This is a genomic window from Verrucomicrobiia bacterium, from assembly GCA_036405135.1.
Taxonomy (GTDB): Bacteria; Verrucomicrobiota; Verrucomicrobiia; order Limisphaerales; family JAEYXS01; genus JAEYXS01.
Map to the genome: position 1 here is coordinate 87,670 of DASWYF010000010.1, position 16,615 is coordinate 104,284.

The 16,615-nt window shown below is 55.8% G+C and carries 17 protein-coding genes; 10 read left to right on the top strand and 7 right to left on the bottom strand.

Annotated features, from left to right (window positions below; all coding sequences use genetic code 11):
- Positions 1–75: 75 nt before the first annotated feature.
- The 3 genes from VGH19_04420 (at position 76) to VGH19_04430 (ending at position 3,603) form a co-directional block, all read left to right on the top strand.
- Positions 76–1,617, top strand: a complete 1,542-nt coding sequence (locus VGH19_04420) for a methyl-accepting chemotaxis protein (protein ID HEY1170594.1) — start codon at positions 76–78, stop codon at positions 1,615–1,617.
- A 178-nt stretch (positions 1,618–1,795) separates the two neighbouring features.
- A complete protein-coding gene (gene carA / locus VGH19_04425) occupies positions 1,796–2,956 on the top strand; it encodes a glutamine-hydrolyzing carbamoyl-phosphate synthase small subunit (protein ID HEY1170595.1) in 1,161 nt (386 codons plus the stop codon).
- Between the two features lie 134 nt (positions 2,957–3,090).
- A complete protein-coding gene (locus VGH19_04430; GenBank protein ID HEY1170596.1) occupies positions 3,091–3,603 on the top strand; it encodes an FHA domain-containing protein in 513 nt (170 codons plus the stop codon).
- Positions 3,604–3,817: 214 nt separating this feature from the next.
- Here the strand turns inward: VGH19_04430 and hemB are convergent, their stop codons facing one another.
- The 3 genes from hemB to VGH19_04445 all read right to left on the bottom strand — a co-directional run bounded on the left by hemB (position 3,818) and on the right by VGH19_04445 (position 5,858).
- Positions 3,818–4,825, bottom strand: coding sequence for a porphobilinogen synthase (gene hemB, locus VGH19_04435; protein ID HEY1170597.1), 1,008 nt, complete (start codon positions 4,823–4,825; stop codon positions 3,818–3,820).
- Between the two features lie 10 nt (positions 4,826–4,835).
- On the bottom strand, positions 4,836–5,225 hold the full coding sequence (locus VGH19_04440; GenBank protein HEY1170598.1) for a Dabb family protein: 390 nt from the start codon (positions 5,223–5,225) through the stop codon (positions 4,836–4,838).
- A 219-nt stretch (positions 5,226–5,444) separates the two neighbouring features.
- Positions 5,445–5,858, bottom strand: coding sequence for a hypothetical protein (locus VGH19_04445; GenBank protein HEY1170599.1), 414 nt, complete (start codon positions 5,856–5,858; stop codon positions 5,445–5,447).
- Positions 5,859–6,070: 212 nt separating this feature from the next.
- Here VGH19_04445 and tig point away from each other — a divergent pair, with 212 nt between their 5' ends.
- Together tig and VGH19_04455 are read left to right on the top strand one after the other, a co-directional pair.
- Positions 6,071–7,381: a trigger factor gene (gene tig, locus VGH19_04450; GenBank protein ID HEY1170600.1), complete on the top strand. Its 1,311-nt coding sequence runs from the start codon at positions 6,071–6,073 to the stop codon at positions 7,379–7,381.
- A 433-nt stretch (positions 7,382–7,814) separates the two neighbouring features.
- Positions 7,815–8,192 carry a TerB family tellurite resistance protein gene (locus VGH19_04455; protein HEY1170601.1) on the top strand — a complete coding sequence of 126 codons (378 nt, stop codon included), beginning with the start codon at positions 7,815–7,817 and terminating at the stop codon, positions 8,190–8,192.
- Between the two features lie 196 nt (positions 8,193–8,388).
- Here VGH19_04455 and VGH19_04460 read toward each other — a convergent pair whose 3' ends face one another.
- The 3 genes from VGH19_04460 to VGH19_04470 all read right to left on the bottom strand — a co-directional run bounded on the left by VGH19_04460 (position 8,389) and on the right by VGH19_04470 (position 11,146).
- Positions 8,389–8,856, bottom strand: coding sequence for a hypothetical protein (locus tag VGH19_04460; protein HEY1170602.1), 468 nt, complete (start codon positions 8,854–8,856; stop codon positions 8,389–8,391).
- Positions 8,857–9,097: 241 nt separating this feature from the next.
- A complete protein-coding gene (locus tag VGH19_04465) occupies positions 9,098–9,841 on the bottom strand; it encodes a sugar phosphate nucleotidyltransferase (protein ID HEY1170603.1) in 744 nt (247 codons plus the stop codon).
- A 78-nt stretch (positions 9,842–9,919) separates the two neighbouring features.
- Entirely contained in the window at positions 9,920–11,146 is a 1,227-nt protein-coding gene (locus VGH19_04470; protein HEY1170604.1) for a 2,3-bisphosphoglycerate-independent phosphoglycerate mutase, read from the bottom strand.
- A 329-nt stretch (positions 11,147–11,475) separates the two neighbouring features.
- On the opposite strand from VGH19_04470, the gene VGH19_04475 reads away from it, so the two are divergent.
- From VGH19_04475 to VGH19_04495, 5 genes are all read left to right on the top strand, one after another.
- Positions 11,476–12,909: a histidine kinase dimerization/phosphoacceptor domain -containing protein gene (locus VGH19_04475; GenBank protein HEY1170605.1), complete on the top strand. Its 1,434-nt coding sequence runs from the start codon at positions 11,476–11,478 to the stop codon at positions 12,907–12,909.
- Positions 12,906–13,892, top strand: coding sequence for a response regulator (locus tag VGH19_04480; GenBank protein HEY1170606.1), 987 nt, complete (start codon positions 12,906–12,908; stop codon positions 13,890–13,892). Before VGH19_04475 ends, VGH19_04480 begins: the two co-directional genes overlap by 4 nt.
- Before the next feature lie 297 nt (positions 13,893–14,189).
- Positions 14,190–15,191 carry a threonine/serine dehydratase gene (locus tag VGH19_04485; GenBank protein HEY1170607.1) on the top strand — a complete coding sequence of 334 codons (1,002 nt, stop codon included), beginning with the start codon at positions 14,190–14,192 and terminating at the stop codon, positions 15,189–15,191.
- 55 nt (positions 15,192–15,246) lie between these two features.
- Positions 15,247–15,498 carry a type II toxin-antitoxin system Phd/YefM family antitoxin gene (locus tag VGH19_04490; protein ID HEY1170608.1) on the top strand — a complete coding sequence of 84 codons (252 nt, stop codon included), beginning with the start codon at positions 15,247–15,249 and terminating at the stop codon, positions 15,496–15,498.
- Entirely contained in the window at positions 15,495–15,914 is a 420-nt protein-coding gene (locus VGH19_04495; protein HEY1170609.1) for a type II toxin-antitoxin system VapC family toxin, read from the top strand. The genes VGH19_04490 and VGH19_04495 overlap by 4 nt, the downstream gene beginning before the upstream one ends.
- Here VGH19_04495 and VGH19_04500 read toward each other — a convergent pair.
- Complete coding sequence (locus VGH19_04500; GenBank protein ID HEY1170610.1) at positions 15,911–16,555, bottom strand: hypothetical protein; 645 nt, start codon at positions 16,553–16,555, stop codon at positions 15,911–15,913. The genes VGH19_04495 and VGH19_04500 overlap by 4 nt on opposite strands.
- Positions 16,556–16,615 lie beyond the last annotated feature (60 nt).

The following is a 16,615-nucleotide window of genomic DNA, read 5'->3' on the forward strand; positions in this document are numbered from 1 at the left end:
TTGAAAGGTGTTTTGTCTATACAGACGTCTTTTTCCGGCCGATATGGTTCTCAGTAAATAACAAAAATCAAATTTATGAATAGTCATTGGACATTGAAAAAACGGGTCATGTTCGGCTTCGGGGTGGTTCTCCTCCTGATGCTGCTGCAAACTGCGGGTAATCTTTATTCGATTCTGAGCGCCAAACGTTCGGCTGACTTTTTGGCTGGTGACGCCGTGCCTGGCATGGAGGCCATCGATAAAATCAAGGTGTGCGCTGAGCAGATACACTCCAAGTTGGGTTGGGGGTTTCTCTCCACCAGTTCGGAAGACACCCGGCAGCTCGAGGCAGAGATTGCCCGGCTCCGAAAGAAATATGCCGAGCTTGAGCACGCCTATGACATCACCATCACCATGGCCATCGATCATCAAAAATTTGACGAGCTTAAGAAGGACGCCCAGAACTATTTCGCACAGGTGGATAAAGTGTTGGCGCTTCAGAAAGCTGGCAAAACACAGGAGGCCCGCGAGTTATCCAATGGAGACATGAGCAAGGCTTTTGAAAACTATTCCACCCACGTTGATTGGTTAATGGACTGGAACGCAGAAAATGGGCACAGAGGAAGCAAGGAGAGCATCACCCATGCTGCCTTCAGCCTGAAGCTTGTGATAATCGGCTCCTTCCTGGTTCTTACGCTGGGTGTCTTGTGTGCTGTGCTGATCGTGCGTTCTCTCTCCAAACTCCTCAGCCAGATCATGGAATCCCTCACCGCCGGTGCCGCGCAGGTGGCCCAGACCGCCGACCACCTCTCCAGCTCCAGCCAGTCCGTCGCTGAGGGCGCCAGCGAACAGGCCGCCAGCTTGGAAGAGACCAGTGCCAGCCTTGAGGAGATGTCGTCCATCACCCGCAAAAACGCCGATCACGCCCGCTCGGCCAAGGAACTCGCCGGCAAAACCCGCGAGGCGGCTGATGCCGGTTCCCACAGCATGATAGAACTCAATTCCGCCATGGCTGAGATCCAGCAGGCCAGCGACAGCATCGCCGCCATCATCAAGACCATCGATGAGATCGCCTTCCAGACGAACATCCTGGCCTTGAATGCTGCGGTGGAAGCCGCCCGGGCGGGTGAGGCGGGGATGGGATTCTCCGTGGTGGCTGAAGAAGTCCGTAACCTCGCCCAACGCAGCGCCCTCGCCGCCAAGGAAACGGGGAGTAAGATTGAGAACGCCATCCGGAAGAGCCGTACCGGGGTCGAGATCAGCGCGAAGGTGACGGGCAGCCTTCAGGAGATCCAAAGCAAGGTCCGCGAGGTGGACCAGCTAGTGGCGGAGATCGCCACCGCCTCCCATGAGCAAAGCACGGGAATCAGCCAGGTAAACGAGGCGGTCATGCTGATGGACAAGGTCACGCAAAATAACGCCGCCAGTGCAGAAGAAGGCGCCAGTGCCGCCGAAGAACTCCATGCCCAGGCAGATACGCTCAAGACTTCCGTCCAACAATTGGAAGCTTTGGTCAACGGTGTTCAAAGCAAAGTGCCCCGGGATATGGCTGTGCCGACCGTCAAGTCTTCAAGGCCGGCAGCTCATACGTGGAACGGAGCGCATCGCGGCAGCGACGTGCAGTTGATCCGCGCGTAAGCTGCTTTCAGCTCCAACTCATCTGAAGGAGAAATCCTGTCGGGGGCCGATCTTAGGGGTCGGCCCCTTTTTTGTCCGGCCAGCACGCCTTCACCAAATTTCTTGGGTAAAATCTTGACCCCCCGTCCTCGCGACCTAGCATCTCGCAACATTTGCGGTTGCGTTGTAGGTTCCCAGTATGAAAGCGATTCTCGCCTTAGAAGATGGAAGTGTGTTTGAGGGGCAGGGCTTTGGTGCCCGCGCGACCTCATGTGGTGAGGTGTGTTTCAACACCTCCATGACCGGTTATCAGGAGATCCTGACCGACCCGTCCTATAAGGGCCAGATCGTCACGATGACCTATCCGCTCATCGGCAACTACGGTGTGAACACGCAGGACGTAGAATCTTGGCAGCCGCACGTGGCCGGTTTCGTCATCCGCGAGCTTTCCCCCATCGTCAGCAACTGGCGCGCGGACCTTTCCCTCGCCGAATACCTCGAAAAGAACGGTATTCCGGGCATCCAAGGTGTCGATACCCGCGCTTTGACCAAGAAACTCCGCGTGCGCGGTGCCTTGAACGGCGTGATCTCTACTGAAGGTTTGACCCCGGCGGAAGCCGTGGCCAAGGCGAAGACCTGGCCGGGCCTCGTAGGTGTGGACTACGTGAAAGAAGTCACGCACAAGGAACCGTTCCTGTGGGATAAGGACGACAAGGACAGCGCCGAATTCCGCATCCTCCGTGGCACTGAGACGGGCGATCCGCGCAACCTGCGCAAGCCCTTGCCTGCGGCGGACATCCCCATCGTCGCCTACGATTTCGGCATGAAGTACAACATCCTGCGCCAGCTCCGCCAGAGCGGGTTCAAGGTGCAGGTCGTTCCCGCCACGACACCCGCCGCGGAAGCGCTGAAGTACAAGCCCGCCGGCATTTTCCTCTCCAACGGCCCCGGCGATCCGGCAGCCCTTGGTTACGCCGTGCAAGCTGCCTCGGACCTCGTGAAATCAGGTCTGCCCGTGTTCGGCATTTGCCTCGGCCATCAGATCTTGGGTCAAGCCTTGGGTGGCAAGACCTTCAAGCTCAAGTTCGGTCATCGCGGCGGCAATCAGCCGGTGAAAGATCTCGAGACGGGCAAAGTGGAGATCACCTCGCAGAACCACGGTTTTGCTGTGGATCCCGCGTCTTTGCCATCCGATGTGGCGGTGAACCGCATCAATTTGAACGATCAGACCGTGGAAGGTATGCGCCACAAGACGAAACCCGTTTTCTGCGTGCAATATCACCCGGAAGCATCGCCTGGACCACACGATTCCTCGCCACTTTTCAACGAATTTCGCCAGCTTGTGTCCAAGCACAGTTAGGCAACATGTGCTCAGGGCGAGTACGTATTTTCTGAAATTTGGCGCAACTTTATGTGCCGGATGGACATACAAGTGGTAAAACGGTTTGACTTGAGTCGCTCAATGTCAATAATGCAGCCACAAACGTTCCACTTATGCCCAGACTTGTTGTTCTAAGCGAAGGTTACACAGGCCGGACATACGAGCTGACCGTGGAGAAAACCACGATCGGTCGCGTGGACGATAATTCTTTCTCGATCCCTGATGGCTCCATGTCCAGCCATCACTGCGAGATTCATCTCAAAGGGAACGACGTCGTGGTGAAAGACCTGAACTCCACCAACGGCACGTTTGTGGCGGGAGAACAAGTCACCGATACGGCTCCGCTCAAACCGGGACAAATTTTGCGACTCGGCTCCATCGAGATCCGTTTGGAAGATGGCGCCACACAGCCACCGCCGAAAGCCATTGATCGCACTCAAGTGATCAAGCAGGGCATCAAGGCTGGCGATCTGGAGAAGAAGAGCACGGAGTTCAAGGCAGACACATCTCACTTCAAGCCCAAGTCAAACAAGGTCGCCAAAGTCTTCATCGTCATCGGCGTGATTCTGTTCCTCGTGATCGTCGGCGCACTCATCGCCGCATTCATGGGCGGCCGCGGCAAGTAACCGTCAAACGGTTTCGAGTTTCTTGTTGTTAGTTTCGGGTCGTGTTTCACGCACGCTCGTCCCATGCATCTCCAAGTGCTTTTCGTCAATCCAGAGAATAGAATGGAATGCCGACACCTCCGATAAGGAAGTGATCGGGATCACCATCAGCGCGAAACCCTCTATCGCATCCAAACGCAAACAACTCGAAACTCAAAACAAGAAACCCGAAACTCTATTTCTCTCGCAACCACCGCGCCACATCCCGCGCCGCATACGTGATGATGATATCCGCACCCGCGCGCTTCATTCCCAGCAACGTTTCCAGCGTCACGGCTTTTTCATCGATCCAGCCATTCGCCGCGGCGGCTTTGATCATTGAGTATTCCGCGCTCACGTTGTAAGCGGCGGTGGGATAGTTGAACGTCGTCTTCACGCGCTGGATGATGTCCAGATACGCGAGCGCCGGTTTCACCATCACGATGTCCGCGCCTTCGGCGATATCCAGCGCCACTTCGCGCAACGCCTCATCACTATTGCCCGCGTCCATCTGATAACTGCGGCGATCCCCGAACTTCGGCGCCGACTCTGCGGCTTCACGGAAAGGTCCGTAGTAAGCTGAAGAATACTTCGCCGCGTAAGACATGATGGGCGTGTCCGTGAAACCGCCCTTGTCGAGAGCTGCACGAATGGCCGCCACGCGACCATCCATCATATCGCTCGGCGCGATGATGTCCGCCCCCGCCTCAGCATGGCTCGCGGCTGTGCGCGCGATGAGCTTCAGCGAAGGATCATTCAGGATGCACGCGCCATTCTCATGCTGATGCACGATGCCGCAGTGCCCATGGCTCATGTATTCGCAAAGGCACACATCCGTCACGACGAGCAAATCCGGCAGCTCTTTCTTCAGCGCACGAACAGCCTGTTGCACGATGCCATTCTTCGCATACGCACCGGAGGCCTTCGTATCCTTTGCATCGGGAATGCCGAAGAGCAGAACCGCAGGCACGCCATCTGCATAAGCGGCGGCGGCTTCCTTCACCAGTTCATCCACGGAAAGCTGGAACACGCCGGGCATGGAGCCGATGGGCTGGCGCACCTTTTTGCCGCTGCGCGCGAAGAGCGGGAGAATGAGCTGGTCCGCACTCAACCACGTCTCCCGGACGAGACGGCGCAGGGCAGGAGACTGACGCAAACGACGCGGGCGCAAGGCCGGAAAAGCAGGTGCAGGGGCGTTGTGCATGGGGCAAAAATTATTCAGTCCAGAAATCGATCACGAACACATCATCCACGATTTCTTTCACAATGGTGACAAACTTCTGGTGTTCCGGATGCGGCAGATAGGCTTCGCGATCCTTCTCCGTCTTGAACGTGACGATGTAGCAATGTGTGAACCCTTTGTTCAATCCTTCCGGGCTGTTGTTCACGCCCGCTTCATAACCCGCGATGCCTGGGATCTTTTCCTTCAGCGCGGCGAATTCCTTGTTCAGCTTCTCGATCTGCGCCTTGGTGGCGGCTTCCTTGAATTTGAAGCAGACGACGTGCTGGAGCTTCTTGGTGGCCTTGGCTTTATCCGCGGCAAAAGAAGGCGTGGCCAGGACGAGGCCGAGCATGAGCGTCAGGGCGAGAGCGAACGTTTTCATGCGCAGTATCTTCCATAGAATGAGGCGAACTGCAAGCTCGCGGCAATGTGCTGCCGGATTCCAGCCGGCAGTAAGGGGTCTGGAATAGTGACAGATGGTTGGTCGAATCGGAAACTGGCTGTCTTTATTCCGCCAGGCAGCAGTGCTTGATAAAACGAGAGTAGACGGGCTTATTCGGACGCGCTTGTCCCGCCGGCTGGAATCCGGCAGCACAGGCTCCTACAGTGTCTCTTCTCCCGTCGTCGGATAAAGCGTCATATCGATCGCAATGCCTAATTGCCCTGCCAGTAACAGCAACTCCGCTGGCAAAGAATCCGTCTGCGTCACCGCGCCTTTACGACGCTCATATGGAAAATCCAAACACAGCTTGGTGACTCCGGGATAAGCGGACAACCGTGCCAGTTCCAATTCATTCTCTTTCAGGAACTCGATGGCATCCGCGATTTGAGGTTTGAGAACGCCCCACGTCTCGCTGACTTCCATGGTGAAGCCGCTGCGAGGATACTTTCTTTCAGGATGTTTGGTGAGCGGGCTCTCACCGCGATGATAAACTTGGTCCGGCAGAAGTGAACTGCTGATGAGAAATGCATCCACATCAAATTCTTCGCCCTGAGCTACTAAGATGCATCCCATGAAGATGTTCTAAGTGGACATGCCTTGATCTGACGAGTGATTTTTCTTCTGCATTTCATGCTGCCACCAGTTGGGGACACCCAAATAACCCGCCAGCGGGCTTGACGCATTCCGCTTACGCACCTATTTTGCTCGCCCTTATGGCTTGAGCGACCGGTCATGTTGGCCGGGCGCATGGATTAGCCTTGTTTACCGACGGAAAGGACATTGTTGTGAATGTAACGGTTGAGACTTTGGCCCCGTGCAAGAAGTTGCTGCGCGTGGAAGTGGACGTGCAGACGGTGGATGCTGCTTTTGACAGCGTCACAAAAGAATTTCAGCGCTTCGCGCAGCTCCCTGGCTTCCGCCCGGGCAAGGCTCCACGCGACATGATCGTGAAGAGCTTCTCCGGCCGTATCGAGGAAGAAGTGAAGAAGAAGCTCATCCCTGACTCCTACCGCAAGGCTTTGGAGCAGGAAAAGATCAAGCCCGTCGTCTATCCCGACATCGAGGAGATCCAGTTCGGCAAGGGCCAGTCCCTGCAGTTCGCCGCCACGATCGAGACTGAGCCGGAATTCGAACTCCCGGAATACAAGGGCCTCGAGATCAAGCGCGAGAAGGCCACGGTGACCGAAGCCGATGTGGAACGCGCCCTGAACACGCTCCGTGACCAACGCGCCGTCTATAATGACGTGGAGCGCGAAGTGAAGTCCGGCGACTACGTCGTCGTGAACTACACGGGCACCAGCGAAGGCAAGCCGCTCACGGACATCGCTCCCACGGCGCGCGGCCTGACGAAGCAGGAAAATTTCTGGATGCACATCGCCAAAGACCAGTTCATCCCGGGCTTCACCGAGCAATTGGTGGGTGCCAAGAAGGGTGAGACGGTCAAGGTGAGCGTCGATTTCCCGGCGGACTTCGTGTCCCAGCCGCTCGCCGGCAAGAAGGGTGATTACGAAGTCACCATCGTGCAGGTGAAGGACAAGACGGTGCCTGCCTTGGATGACGAATTCGCGAAGTCTTGGGGTGCTGAAGATCTCAGCAAGCTCAACGAAGGCGTGAAGGGCGATCTCCAGAACGAACTGGACGCGAAACAGAACCGCTCCTTGAAGGACCAGCTCGTGCAGGCCCTCCTCGGCAAGGTCAGCTATGAACTGCCGGAGACGGTCGTGAACAGCGAGACGCGCAACATCATCTACAACGTGGTGAACGAGAACCAGCGTCGTGGTGTGGACCGTGAGACGATCGAATCCAGCAAGGACCAGATCTTCGCCACGGCGAACAACTCGGCCAAGGAACGCGTGAAGGCGATGTTCCTCTTCCACCGCATCGCGGAGAAGGAAGGCATCAAGGTAGAGCAGCAGGAAGTGGCGCAGCAGGTCATGGCCATGGCTGAGCAATACCAGATGAAGCCCGAGAAACTCGTGAAGGAACTGGAGAAGAACAACGGCTTCCAGGAGATCCACGAGCGCATCCTCGCCGCGAAGGTGCTGGACTACCTCCAGCTCAACGCGAAGATCGAAGAAGTGGCCGCCGCTTCGTAATCGGTCTTAAATAGAATATCCGAAAGCCCCGGACAGAAATGTCCGGGGCTTTTTGTTTTTGGAGCGCGGGTCTCCGACCCGCAGCAATGTCCATAAGCAAAGGCAGTGTGAGAATGCTTGCGGCGAACATCCCAAACTCCCCGTGCCGGCAGGCACGAAAGATTCTTAGCGGCGGCTTTTAAGCCGCCGTTGCGACGTCTGGAAACAGCGTCGCGTTAGCGACGCAAGATTCATCTCCTCTTCGGTCACTACGTGACCGTATTTTAAAAAACGTTAAACAGCGGCTTGAAAAGCCGCTGCTAAGAATCTTTTGGCCCTATGGGCCAGAACAAATGTGTGGTTTGTGCGCATTCCGTTTCTCCCCTCCATTTGTAATACCCAAAACCACCTTCCTGAATAATGGTGTCTCTCGAAGAGTAAAAAGAGAGGAACCATGAACACGACGATCAAAGACTTCACCGAAGCGCAGAAGCACGCGCTGCTCGATCTCACCATGCTGGCGATGTATGCGGACGGTCATCTCGCCTCAGCAGAAGACGCACGCGTGCATCGTTTGCTGGAGAACTTGGGTTACGTGAGTGAGTATGATCGCAACACGCAATATGACGCCTCGATCGCACGCGTAAGCCGTCATGCGCTGACAGCGGTGGGAGCGAAAGAACATGCCATCTCCCTTGCGCAAACTTTCACTACACCACAACAACGGTTGAAGGTGCATGAACTGCTGAATGACCTCACCTCCAGCGACAGTAAGGTGTCGTTGCAGGAAGGTGAGTTTCTATCCGTGGTGCGCGAGGCGCTGAAGGCGTAAACAAGGTAGGGCTGGCTGTCCTCAGCCGGCCGCTGACGAAGCCGAGGGCATTCAACTGCTTCTGACTAGATGACGTCAGAAGATGTAAACGTTCCAAGAAAAAGAACATTCTTAAGCTCTCGTCGTCACTACGCCCTTGGATCGAGAATCTCGCTGGCTCCGTCAGCGGCCCGCTGAGGACAGCCGGCCCTACCATCTATTGCAGATTCGGTGATAAACGGTCATTCGGACGGTATATCCACGGCCAATCCTCCGCTCGTTCACACAATTCCCGACGGATTGGATTCATTAGGATGTAACTGATTTTCTCCAGTTCCTCCTTTTGATTCCTCAATCGATGGTCGAAATAGTCTCGTTGCCATTCGACACCTTCTGTCCGCGCTAGATACTTTTTCCACTCCTTCACGGTCGGATCCAGATTTGAATTATCAGGGAAAGCGATCACCGCATGCAGATGGTCCGGCATCAGTAACATAATCCGACAATGCCACATCAGATTTTCATGATAGTGAGCTGCTGCCGCCAAAATGGCATCTCCTATCCCAGTCTGGCAAAGTTGATTCCGCCATCGAACTTCACAATTTATGGTGATGAAAAAGAAACTGCCACCCTCCACCCAAGCAGGCACCTCATGAGGAAGACGTTTGCGCTTCGGCAAATCCATATGTCTAAACGGTAATACTCACTGTGCAGCATGGAAAGCCCAAGGTAGGTAGGGCACCGCTGTCCTCAGCGGGCCGCGACGGAGCCGAGGGCGTTCGATGGCTTGTGACTAGGTGGTCTCAGAAAGATGTAACCGTTCCAAGGAAGAAACATTTTAAAGCCCTTGTCGTCACTGCGCCTTCGGTTTGAGTATCTCGCTGGCTTCGGCGGCGGCCGGCTGAGGACAGCCAGCCCTACCTATCTCACGCCTGCAACGACGCCAGCACTTCTGGATCACGCACATCCACCCAGCGGCCTGCGATCTGCAATCCGGCGAGCTTTTGTTTCGCGGTGAGCATGGCGGTGAGAGCGTCGGTGAGTTCGTATTCGCCGCGCGGAGATTTCTCCAGCTTGGCGGTGAAGTCGAAGACGGACGGTTCGAAGATATAAATGCCCGCGTTATACCACGCAGTATCACCGGCTTTCAGATAACCTTGCTGGCGCAGTTCGGTGAGTTGCGCTTGCGAGGGTTTTTCGACGAGGTGGTTCAGGCAGAAGGCTTCATCGAAGAAGAAGAGGCCGCCCTTGGTCACATCTTCGCTGCCGGTGACGGTGACGAGGCCGGAGAACTTGCCGCTGTTGAAACGCTTGAGCATGTCCGCATACGTCTCCGGTTTCACAAGGATATCGCCATAGGTGAGGAGGAAGGTTTCGCTGCCTACGAATTCCTTGGCGAGTTCCGGTGCCTTGCCGGTGCCGTCTTGCACGACTTGGCGCGCGTAAGAAATCTTCGCACTCCATTTTGAGCCGTCGCCGAAATAGCCTTCCACCACTTCCGCGTGCCAGCCGGTGATGATGCAGAACTCGCGCACGCCCACGCTGAGCAGGCCTTCCACGATGTGTTCGAGGATGGGCTTGCCTTGGACCTTGAGCATGGGCTTCGGGATCTCAGCGGTGAGATCTTTCATGCGAGTGCCTTTACCGGCGGCGAGGATGACGGCTTTCATGTGAGTGCAGAATTAAGAATGAAGAAGGCCGAAAAAGAAAATCTTAATCGGCCTTCTTTTATGAATTTCTAAGATCGATTACGCGCCGAACTTATCGAACATCTTGGCGTTCGCCTGCATGTAGCGCATGAGGTATTTCGCCTCGAACACGCCGAGGGAGCCCATGTTCGCGCCCGTCTCGCTGAAGCGTTCCAGCTTGTCGGAGCCGCTGCACTCGGAGTGGAGCAGCACCGGCTGCGGATGCCAGGAGTGGGACTTCATGGAGCACGGCGTGGAGTGATCGCCCGTGATGACGATGACATCCGGCTTCTTCTCCATGAGGATCGGCAGCGCGGCATCGAAATCTTCGATGGCCTTCTTCTTCGCATCGAACTTGCCGTCTTCACCGGCCTTGTCCGTGTATTTGTAGTGGATGAAGAAGAAGTCGTAGTTGTCGTATTCTTTCTTATACGTCTCGAACTGCTCGGTGATGGTCTGGGCGCCTTCGAGCTTCGTCATGCCGACGAGCTGGGCGAGGCCCTTGTACATCGGATACACGGCGATGCAGACGGGCTTGAGCTTGTAACGCTCTTCGAAGAGGGGGATGGCCGGTTGATGGGCGATGCCGCGCATCAGGAAGCCGTTGGCCGGGCTCTTCTTCGCGAGCACGGGCAGCGCGGCCTTGTAAAATTCAGCGATGAGCTTCGCGGCCTTCTTCTGCTTGGCAGACTTGGCATCGCGCGGCTTGGCCGTCGGGATGGGCAGACCTTCGCGGTTCGGATCGGCATCCGTGAGCGGTCCTTCGAGACCTTTGCCGCGGAAGATGACGACGAAGCGATGTTCCTTGCCCGCTTTGATGATGACTTCCGTGTCACCGATCTTTTTCACCTTCTTGGCGAGGAGCGCGCAGAGTTCTTCGCATGTCTCAGTCGGGATACGACCAGCGCGGCGATCCGTCACGATGCCCTTGGCATCCAGCGTGCAGAAGTTCGCGCGGGCGCAAACATCACCGGCCTTCAATTCCACACCGAGGCCGAGAGCTTCGATGACGCCACGACCGACTTGGTATTCCAGCGGATCATAGCCGAACAGCGCGAGGTGACCCGGGCCGGAGCCAGGCGTGATGCCGGGAGCCACGGGGGTCATGCGGCCTTGAGCCACGCCAGCCGCGACGAGCTTGTCGAGGTTCGGCGTTTTGGCGGCTTCGAGAGGGGTGAGCTCCCCTTGGGGCATGGTGGCGATGTCACCCAAGCCGTCCAACACGATGAGGGCGAGCTTGGTTTTTGTTTTGATGGTCAGTTCCGAATAAAGTGCGTCGAGGTTCATGGTCCTAATTCAATTTCAACTGTTTCAAAAAGCATATCAGGCCATTGACGGGCCGACAGGCGCGGGTGATATTGCGGGCGTAGGGAGGAGTGGTCAACGGTGAATCGTTTGGCCACAGATGTCTCAATTTGTCTCACTATTAGACGTATGTGCATATTACAAGAATCGCTCTCAAGAATGACAAAAAATGTCTACGAATTGCAGGTTTGTAAGAGCTTTGTAAAGAGCCGGTTACAGGAAATTGTGTCCAAGAATCACACTTGGCAAGGGACACGCTGCTCTGAAGCCTAAAATCAGTGCTGAAAAGCTGTTTTTGAAGGATAATACGATTGGATAGCCAGCTACATATTCTGTTAGTAGAGGATGACCAGAACGACGTAATGCTTATCGATATGCATTTGCGTCGCAGCGGAATGAATTTCCTGCTGCATCATGTGCGTCGGCGGGAGGATTTTATCCGTGCCCTGCAAACTCTGCGTTATGACGTCATCCTTTGTGACTTTACTTTGCCGGGATTGACGGGGCTGGATGCTCTCGAAACAGCGCAGCAACTCGCGCAAGGCACGCCCTGCTTGATCGTCACCGGTTCCATCAATGAAGAGACGGCTGTGGAGTGCATGAAGGCGGGGGCATCTGATTATGTGTTGAAGAATCACATCGGGCGGCTGCCGCAAGCGATTCTGACCACGTTGCAGCGGCACAAGGCAGAATTGGAACGCGAAAAAGCGGTAGAAGCAGTGCGGGAGAGCGAGAAGCGTTTCCGGATGCTGGCTGATTCTGCGCCGACGCTTATCTGGATGGCGGGCAGCGTGGGCGAGTTCATCTATTTCAATCAGCCGTGGCTGGATTTCACGGGCAAGACTTTGGAGAGCCAGTTGGGCGATGGCTGGCTTTCCTGCGTTCATCCGGATGATGCGCAGAAGGCGATGATGCAGTATCTGAATGCCTTCCATGACGCGAAGCCGTTCGACTTGGAGTATCGCCTGAAGCGCAAGGACGGGGTGTATCGGTGGTTCTTGAATCGCGGACAGCCACGTCTCGTCGGTGATAACAAGCTCGTGGGGTACATCGGTTCGTGCATCGATATCACAGAGCGCAAGGAAGCGGAGCAGCGCCTGAGCGATTCATTGCATGAGAAGGAAGTGTTGCTGCAGGAAGTGCATCATCGCGTGAAGAACAACATGCAGGTGATCAGCAGCCTCTTCAGCCTGGCGGCCTCGCAGCAATCGAATCCGGTGGTGAGCGCGATGTTGCGGGAGAATCAGAACCGGGTGCAATCGATGGCGCTGGTGCATGAGAAGTTCTATCGGAAGACGGATCTGGCCAAGGTGGATTTCCAAGATTATCTGCACGATCTGGTGACGCATCTGTTCCGGTCATTTGGGGCGGTGGGCCGTGTGCATTATGTTTTGCAGACGGAGCCGGTGCAGCTCACGGTGGACAGCGCGATCCCCTGCGGATTGATCGCAAACGAGCTTTTGAGCAATGCGTTGAAACATGCGTTTCCGCAAGGGCGGCAGGGCACGGTGACGGTGCAGCTCGGGACGAACGGCGATGGCGTCGCCCAGATGTGCATCAGTGATGACGGACTGGGACTGCCTTCGGAATTTGACACCAAGCGCGGCAATACATTGGGGCTGCAACTGGTGCGGACTTTGACCGATCAACTTGGCGGGCAGATCGAGGTGCTGCGCCAGCCTAACACATCTTTTAGAATCAATTTCCCGTCTCCGGCGGCAAACAACCGGAGCAGTATCGTATGAAAGAGTCTCCTTCCATCATGGTCGTTGAAGACGAAGGCATCGTCGCGCGCGATCTCAGCCAGCGGCTGACCCATCTGGGTTACCGCGTCCCCGCCATCTCGATGACGGGCGAAGACGCGCTCAAGCAGGCCGAGGCCATCCATCCCGACCTCGTGCTCATGGATATCAATTTGCGCGGTGGCATCGATGGCGTTGAGACCGCCACCCGCTTGCGCCAGAAGCACAACGTGCCGGTGATCTATCTCACGGCGTATTCGGATTCATCGACTCTGGATCGCGCGAAGCAGACGGAGCCATACGGTTATCTGCTGAAACCATTTGTGGAACCGGAGCTGCATGCGGCCATCGAGGTGGCGCTCTTCAAACACCAGCGCGAACTGCAGAGCGAAACCAATGGGCCTCGTGCCGACAAGACCATGGATGCTGCGCCGGATGGCGTTCTCCTGCTCGACATGGAAGGCAAGATCACCGAGGCAAACTCAGCAGCGGAAAATATCCTTGGTGCAACGTCAAAAGATCTGAAAGGGAAGATTTTTTTGGAAAAGGTCGTATCCTTCGAATGGCATACCTGGTTTGGTCATGAAATGGAAGAATTCGCCGCAGGCAGGAAATCGCAAGGCGATACGTGGATGGAGATCCATGCGTTGCGGCATGATGCCACGACGTTCCCCGCTGAAGTCACCATGAGTCTCGTGGAGGCCAAGGGGCAAAGGTGGATGGTGATCTTCATGCGTGATATCTCTCGCCGACGCCGTTTCGAGCAGGAGGTGGACAAGCTCATCCGCAGCCTCCAAAGCTCGCTGGCGAACATGAAGACCTTGCGCGGCATGATCACGATCTGCACCACGTGCAAAAAGATCCGCGATGACCGCGGTGATTGGAGCACGATCGAGCGTTACCTGATGTCCCGCACACCCGCGACGTTCTCGCACAGTTACTGCCCGGATTGCCTGGCACAGGTGCGGAGAAGTCTGGGGTTATAAGTTTCGAGTTTCTGGTTTCGAGTTGGAGTGAGCGGACGCCGCTAAATAACTCGAAACTAGAAACCAGAAACTAGAAACCAAAATTTCCCCATCCTTGACAAAAGACCGTTTTCTGCGAATTTTCCGCCGTTAGTAATGCGTTCTAACTCTGCCAATATTATTATGATCGCCGGGATCATGATTATTGCCTCCTCCTCGGGGCAAGGGTAGAGACGCGCATACATAAATAAGATTTCACCCTAAGCCCTGAGAGAATCCTCTCAGGGCTTTTTTGTTTTCCGAAATCCAAAAAATCCCATGAAAACTCCCATAGCCCAAAACGTATCGCTCTCTGATGTCATAGCCGCCCAAGCTCGCATCGGTGGGGCGATTGTGCGGACGCCGTGCGAACGGTCCATGGGCTTGAGCGAGCTGACGGGCAGCGAGGTGTGGTGCAAAAGGGAATACCGGCAACGCACGGGGAGCTTCAAGGAACGTGGGGCGCGGAGTGCGCTAAGCCTGTTGCCGCGTCATAAGGCGAGGCGGGGAGTGATCGCGGCGTCTGCAGGGAATCATGCGCTTGGTCTCGCATGGCATGGGAAGCAGCTCGGCATACCCGTGACGGTGGTGGTGCCGCGCAATGCCTCGCAATTGAAGGTAGCGAAGTGTCGGCAGCTCGGCGCGCATGTGGTGCTGCATGGCGCGACGTTTGATGAGACGCGGGCGTATGCGCTGGAGCTTTCGGAGGAGTGGGGACTCGCATATCTGCCGCCGTTCGATGATGTGAACGTGATCGCCGGGCAGGGAACGCTGGCGCTGGAGTTGCTGGAGCAAGTGCCGGAGTTTGATGCGGTGCTCGTGCCAGTAGGTGGTGGCGGATTGCTGGCGGGGGTGGTGACGGTGTTGCGATCTTTGCGACCCGGCGTGCAAGTGATCGGTGTGGAACCGGAGAACGCGGCGTGTTTCACCAGTGCATTGCAACATGGCGGGCCAGTGAAGGTGAAGACGAGTCCGACGCTGGCGGATGGGCTGGCAGTGGCCGAGGCGGGTCGGGTGACGTATGCGAATGCGGCACCGTGGGTGGATGATGTGGTGACAGTGAGTGAAGCGGAGCTGGGCGAGGCGATAGCTGTTCTCTCGCGTGAAGAAGGCGCGGTGGTGGAAGGAGCAGGAGCGGCGGGACTGGCGGCGTTGCTCAGTGGTAAGGTGCCGTCACTGAGTGGGAAGCGGGTGGTGTTGCCACTGACTGGGGGAAATATCGATGCTCAGGTGCATGCAAGGGTGGTGACACAATATCAGAACGAGAAAGCGGCGGCTTGAGTGAGTGGCTAATTCTGGCTAGACTGGCTAGAATTTGTATGCGAGAGTGCGAGAGATGAAAACGTGGCAGATTCAGCATGCGAGGAACAATCTGTGTCGCATCGTGAAAGCAGCCCAACAGGGGCATGCGCAGGAATTGACGCGGCATGGGGAGGCGGTGGCGGTGGTGATCTCGATGAAGGATTATCGGAATCTGGCAGGCAAGAAAAAGGGCACGATGGCTGGGCTCATCAAGCGGTCGAAGGGATTGAATGTGGAGCTGGATATCAAGCGGTCCAAAAAGGCGGCGCGTGAGATCGAGTTATGAACGGGTTCTTGCTGGATACGCAGGTGATCAGCGAATTGATCCGGCCGCAGCCAGAGGCAACCGTTGTTGCCTGGTTGGAGGCGCAGGAATCGGACCGACTGTTTTTATCGGTTTTCAGCATTGGTGAGATTGAGAAGGGGATCGCGCGGGTGACGGATGCGCGGCGGCGGGCGAAGTTGCGGAAGTGGCTGGATGAGGATGTCAGCGCCACGTTTGCGGGGCAGGTATTGCCGGTGGATGAGGCAGTGTCGATCACTTGGGGCAAGGCATTGGCGCAGGTAAACCGGCCATTGCCAGCGATCGATTCGCTGATTGCCGCGACGGCGCTGCATCATGGGCTGACGATGGTGACGCGGAATGAGGCGGATATGGAGTTGCCGAAGCTGGTGGTGTTCAATCCCTGGGAGATGAATTAACCGTTTCTATTATCATCAGATGAGGTGGATAAAGTTGTATCTAATATCTTAAACCGGTTTTTTCCATATCCATCATACGAGTCGTAGGGAATAAGCACGTTTCTAAACCAGCAGGTAGCTTGTTCGGCATACTGATTACGCCACCCTTGAATGCGGTCACTATAGGAAGGGATTGTGTGAAAGACAAATTCACCTACGGACATGAGCAGCCAGGCTTCAAAGCTGATTTCATCCTTGTAGTGGCGGAATTGGTAGGCGCAACGCTCTCTGAAATCGAGATGATCAGCGCTGGTCCAGTCGCAATATTCGATAGTCTGAAGATCACCCTGCATATTGGCACATGCCGCAGTCAGATTGGGATCAGGCACAGGCGGATCGAAGTGTAGGCAATACTCCAGATATCTGGCTACGCAATGATCTGGGTCGTGAAAAACAATCGCAGGATGTTCACCTGAGCCACCGCCCAAGACTAGAACGCCGGCACACACATTATCGGTCATGATAAGGTGCTTAGGCAGGCGATGACCATCTTGAGGATTGCGATGAACCAAGGAAGTGGGGTTGATGCCGAGTGGTTGATAAAGCGGTAATCCCAAGAAGCTGCCGATGCGGAGATGCTCAATTGTATCAATGGCGCTCATGGTGATGAGCTAAACAGGTGGTGATACAAATGTAAATGCATCGAGTTTATGCCAGATGGA

Bases quoted from the DNA above. Each gene is read 5' to 3' on its own strand.
- VGH19_04430 (HEY1170596.1), top strand. From the start codon at position 3,091: ATGCCCAGACTTGTTGTTCTAAGCGAAGGTTACACAGGCCGGACATAC.
- VGH19_04460 (HEY1170602.1), bottom strand. From the start codon at position 8,856: ATGGATTTGCCGAAGCGCAAACGTCTTCCTCATGAGGTGCCTGCTTGG.
- VGH19_04440 (HEY1170598.1), bottom strand. From the start codon at position 5,225: ATGAAAACGTTCGCTCTCGCCCTGACGCTCATGCTCGGCCTCGTCCTG.
- VGH19_04495 (HEY1170609.1), top strand. From the start codon at position 15,495: ATGAACGGGTTCTTGCTGGATACGCAGGTGATCAGCGAATTGATCCGG.
- carA (HEY1170595.1), top strand. From the start codon at position 1,796: ATGAAAGCGATTCTCGCCTTAGAAGATGGAAGTGTGTTTGAGGGGCAG.
- VGH19_04420 (HEY1170594.1), top strand. From the start codon at position 76: ATGAATAGTCATTGGACATTGAAAAAACGGGTCATGTTCGGCTTCGGG.
- VGH19_04455 (HEY1170601.1), top strand. From the start codon at position 7,815: ATGAACACGACGATCAAAGACTTCACCGAAGCGCAGAAGCACGCGCTG.
- VGH19_04470 (HEY1170604.1), bottom strand. From the start codon at position 11,146: ATGAACCTCGACGCACTTTATTCGGAACTGACCATCAAAACAAAAACC.
- VGH19_04445 (HEY1170599.1), bottom strand. From the start codon at position 5,858: ATGGGATGCATCTTAGTAGCTCAGGGCGAAGAATTTGATGTGGATGCA.
- VGH19_04490 (HEY1170608.1), top strand. From the start codon at position 15,247: ATGAAAACGTGGCAGATTCAGCATGCGAGGAACAATCTGTGTCGCATC.
- VGH19_04485 (HEY1170607.1), top strand. From the start codon at position 14,190: ATGAAAACTCCCATAGCCCAAAACGTATCGCTCTCTGATGTCATAGCC.
- hemB (HEY1170597.1), bottom strand. From the start codon at position 4,825: ATGCACAACGCCCCTGCACCTGCTTTTCCGGCCTTGCGCCCGCGTCGT.
- VGH19_04500 (HEY1170610.1), bottom strand. From the start codon at position 16,555: ATGAGCGCCATTGATACAATTGAGCATCTCCGCATCGGCAGCTTCTTG.
- VGH19_04480 (HEY1170606.1), top strand. From the start codon at position 12,906: ATGAAAGAGTCTCCTTCCATCATGGTCGTTGAAGACGAAGGCATCGTC.
- VGH19_04465 (HEY1170603.1), bottom strand. From the start codon at position 9,841: ATGAAAGCCGTCATCCTCGCCGCCGGTAAAGGCACTCGCATGAAAGAT.